2 protein-coding genes and 1 pseudogene are annotated in these 4236 nt (G+C 34.7%); all 3 read right to left on the minus strand.

Translation table 11 applies throughout. The features are described from left to right. A pseudogene (locus tag A9G47_RS02935) lies at window positions 1-1050 on the minus strand (hypothetical protein); the annotation flags it as partial. 23 nt (window positions 1051-1073) lie between these two features. Beyond that, window positions 1074-2486, minus strand: coding sequence for a hypothetical protein (locus tag A9G47_RS02940; protein WP_065642118.1), 1413 nt, complete (start codon window positions 2484-2486; stop codon window positions 1074-1076). 6 nt (window positions 2487-2492) lie between these two features. Next, the coding region (locus tag A9G47_RS02945) for a peptidoglycan-binding domain-containing protein (protein ID WP_141674795.1) at window positions 2493-4236 on the minus strand (1744 nt) is incomplete at its 5' end.

Raw genomic sequence — 4236 nt, forward strand, 5'->3', positions numbered from 1 at the left:
CTCTGCGGCCCAACTTCGGCGTAGACCTTCCTTTAAATAGTTATCCGTAAAAGAAGGTAAGTGTGTTTTTTTTCGCTGATTGGAATAACGCAAAGTTCCCGTTAAGATTTGATGTAATTCCTGCATCGCTGGCGTGTAATCTTCTAAATCCAATTTCGCCGCTTTATTCTTACTAATCTTATTGGATAATTCACCTACCGTCGCCTTCTCTTCTACTGTTTTAAATTCAGGCCAGTACCATGGAGAAACCAATTTGATATGCGCTTGTGCGCCTGCTGTAATGTTTACCCAACCTTGTATCAGTACCCCTTGTCGATTCAATGCCTGAATATAACGCCATACCGAATCAGGGTTAGCATCATCGACCGCCATTAAACTCTCATCCCCCGATGTGTCAAGTAATATTGTGCGTGGAAAGTAGACAGTGTTGCTTTCGGTTGCTTTGGGTAAATTATCTAACGATAATGGAAATTTTTTCCAATAAGCGAGTTTTTGACTTAATTGCCCAGATTGCCGGCCTAGGTGGGAGACTTCATTAGCGTCTATCCAGTAATGCTTATCCTCAACAATAAAACGAATTGTAAAGCAACCTTTATTATCATCGGTCGGCTCAGAGTAGACACCCGGTAGCGTTATCTGTGGCGCGCCACTACTCACTAGCTCAACTTCAGTGGGGATGTCATTTAAGGTTAGTTCAGGATAAAGAAAGCGGTTAATATCAATCAACCGCGCTTTATCTGTTTGCGTTAAACGGTACCATTGTTTTTGCGGTATGGTGTTTTGCGTTTCACCGTTAATCCCATTAATCCCACCGCCTAACGGCGTATTGAATGAAGACTGTCGTGAAGCGTCAAAATATATCAATGGTATACTAAAGGTATATTCCGGTTTGATTTTAACATAGTAATAGTTACTGCTATCTACAAAATGAATCCCTATGCCACTGTTTAAATAGCTATCTGCCGGAGGCTGGATTAATCGGGCCTCTTTTTCAACTAAAATGATTGTCTTTTCACTTTCCAGTAATCCATCTGCTAATGCTCGTTTCATGGCAAATCATTAATACCTTTGTGCTATTGCGTATAAACTAACTCCTCTTTTGTTGGTTGTCTGTAAGCCACAAAATAATCTTTACCTACAATAAATAATGTATTGTTCATATAAATGGCTTGATTGCCATTTAATAAAAATTTAGCTATAGGTAGTTCATCAATATTTTCAAATGTGACATATTCCAATTCGTTACTGATATCAATGTGATATTTTTTAAAATTTTCTACTTGCTGTTGATATAATGCCTCATTATCAAAAAATTGTTTTGAATTAGTCTTACCAAAGTTTACCGGATAAACTTGTTGATAATTAACACAAAGTTTTTTTTCATTAGCATTTAAAGTTAATGTCGCACTATCAAGCTCTTCTAATTGACCACCCTCAAAACGTAAATAATTATTAGCTTGCTTACTTGTTAACAAAAGACTTCTAGGCGAATGTTTATTTGGATCTTTAGTAGCCCATTTGCTATAGCAATTAGACGTAACCGGTATTTCTTGAAACTTTCCTTCTTTTGTAATTTGAAAATGTTGTATTTCTATTGTTTCATCTTCAAAGCGTTGTTGGCGTTCAATGGAATAGTTTTTATCAATAGTAAAGTAATGATAACCAACAGGTTGTCCATCACCTCCAGGACCTCCACGAGTTGTGGTTCTATAGCTAAAAATTAATAGTTTATCTAGTAACTTATAATCACTAGAAAACAGATATAAAAATGAATCTGCCTCACCACTATCCCAGAATACATCAATAAATATTAAATTAAGATCAGGAGATATAGGTGAGAATCGTGCGCCAGATAAATATACCCCTTGCCATGGGATACCTAAAAAATTTTTGTAATGAATGGATAACTTTTTTAATACTTCATCTCGATATAATATATAAGCATCTTCTGCATTAAATGGAACATTGATTATGGATAATTGAGACACTTCTTTAATAAATTCTTTTTCAAAATAAGGTTTTGAATAAAAGACTGGCTCGCCATTTTTTCCAAACAAAAGTAGTATATCGTCCAATAATATTACTTGCCTGTTTTGTGTCACATACTGTTTTAATAAACTATTATCAATGTTTTTATCAAATTGAAGATAAGTAATGCTATCATTTAATTTAATATTATAATTATACTCTAGTAATTGTCGCTGTTTTTTTAAATCAAAATATGTTTCTTCAATATTATTATTTATAAAAAAATCTTTTGCAGGCATAGTATTACGTTTAATCAAAAACGACTGATTATTAAAATAAAATTTATTACCAAGCAATTTTATATCAAAATCAACCGTTGTTTCATTTATCAAGGTATCACTAATACCATAAATAATTCCCCAATTATCCAGCATTTTTTTTTCATCAGCTGTAGCTGATGATACAATTAAACTTAAGACTAATAAAAATAAAATAAAAGTTAATTTGATTGTCTTCATACGTTGTTAACCTTTATTAATTATTAATGATTGCATTGATAACCCATTAACTTGTTCAGCGCTTTTAACAAAATATTTATCTTCCAAATATTTTAATTCAAAACTTCTTACATCAAAATGAATCCATGTTGCAGCGATTGCGGTATCTTTTGGTGTTTTTTCACGAATTCCCACCTCTAAAGAAATAACATTTCCTACATTCCATCTATAATGCGCATTACAATAACTGATCATTACCTCTCTAGCATCATCACACAAATTTTCTAATGAAATTTTGGTATTGTTATAAATCATATGAATATCTAATGCTTTACCCATATGATTAGTACTTTGTCTAAAATTATGAGCATTATTATCTGACCAACAGCGATATCCAGATTTAACTAATTCAATTTTCATATTCCGTTGATCAAAATGATATAAATAAAATTTCCAAGCTCTTAAGACCCAAAATAAAGTTCTGTGTAACCCTGGGTATTCATATTTCCTATACATTTCAATAGTATTTGCATTTTGTTTTTGTTGTTCAAATTTACCGTTACCAAAGCCTCCACATGCTTTATCGCCTTTCACTAATTTCAATGTAGAACACTTACATTTAGCTTGAGCAAAATACGTTTCTATTGGATATTCTTCTTGAAATCTATCAATTGCTTGTATAACTTTTATATCCACAACGCCAGTTTCCTCAACTTGCATATAATCACGTTGAAACTGTTTTATCATCTTTTCTGTTCTTTCAGTAAATTCATCGGTTGGTACATTGCCACCAAAACCTGCAAGGCGGATATTAATTTCCCGAATAATCTCATGCTTATCCCCTTTCTGAAAAAGAATCTCGCTTTTAGGGAAGTAATCTATCATCGCCACCGGATGAATAAACCATGCCTTGCCGTCTGCGGATAGATTGGACAGTTTAGGGGTATTGGCATCAGTGTTTGCGGTTGGGTTTTGAGCTTGTGCCTGTGCCACTTCTTTCCACCACAGTGACGGTTTAATGCGTTGCTCTTTTTCAAGTTGCCAGTTTGATTTGACATGCTCAAGGGCTTCGTCCACTTTTTTCATGGCAAAGTCTCGATGGTAGGGCTCGATTATGCCGATTTTATCTAATATCGCTTCAATAGACTCTTTTTTTTGTTGCTTTTCTTCTTCAAACAGCTCATCTATCTCATTCCATTTACTTAATGCTTCATCGGCATACCATTCACTTTCATATTTGACCAGTAAATGCCCTATCCGCTCTGCGGCCCAACTTCGGCGTAAACCTTCCTTTAAATAGTTATCCGTAAAAGAAGGTAAGTGTGTTTTTTTTCGCTGATTGGAATAACGCAAAGTTCCCGTTAAGATTTGATGTAATTCCTGCATCGCTGGCGTGTAATCTTCTAAATCCAATTTCGCCGCTTTATTCTTACTAATCTTATTGGATAATTCACCTACCGTCGCCTTCTCTTCTACTGTTTTAAATTCAGGCCAGTACCATGGAGAAACCAATTTGATATGCGCTTGTGCGCCTGCTGTAATGTTTACCCAACCTTGTATCAGTACCCCTTGTCGATTCAATGCCTGAATATAACGCCATACCGAATCAGGGTTAGCATCATCGACCGCCATTAAACTCTCATCCCCCGATGTGTCAAGTAATATTGTGCGTGGAAAGTAGACAGTGTTGCTTTCGGTTGCTTTGGGTAAATTATCTAACGATAATGGAAATTTTTTCCAATAAGCGAGTTTTTGACTTAATTGCCCAGAT

The organism is Gilliamella sp. WF3-4, from assembly GCF_001690275.1.
In the GTDB taxonomy this organism is placed as follows: domain Bacteria; phylum Pseudomonadota; class Gammaproteobacteria; order Enterobacterales; family Orbaceae; genus Gilliamella; species Gilliamella apicola_C.

Excerpts from the sequence above, each read along its gene's own strand:
- A9G47_RS02940 (WP_065642118.1), bottom strand. The coding sequence starts at position 2,486 with ATGAAGACAATCAAATTAACTTTTATTTTATTTTTATTAGTCTTAAGT.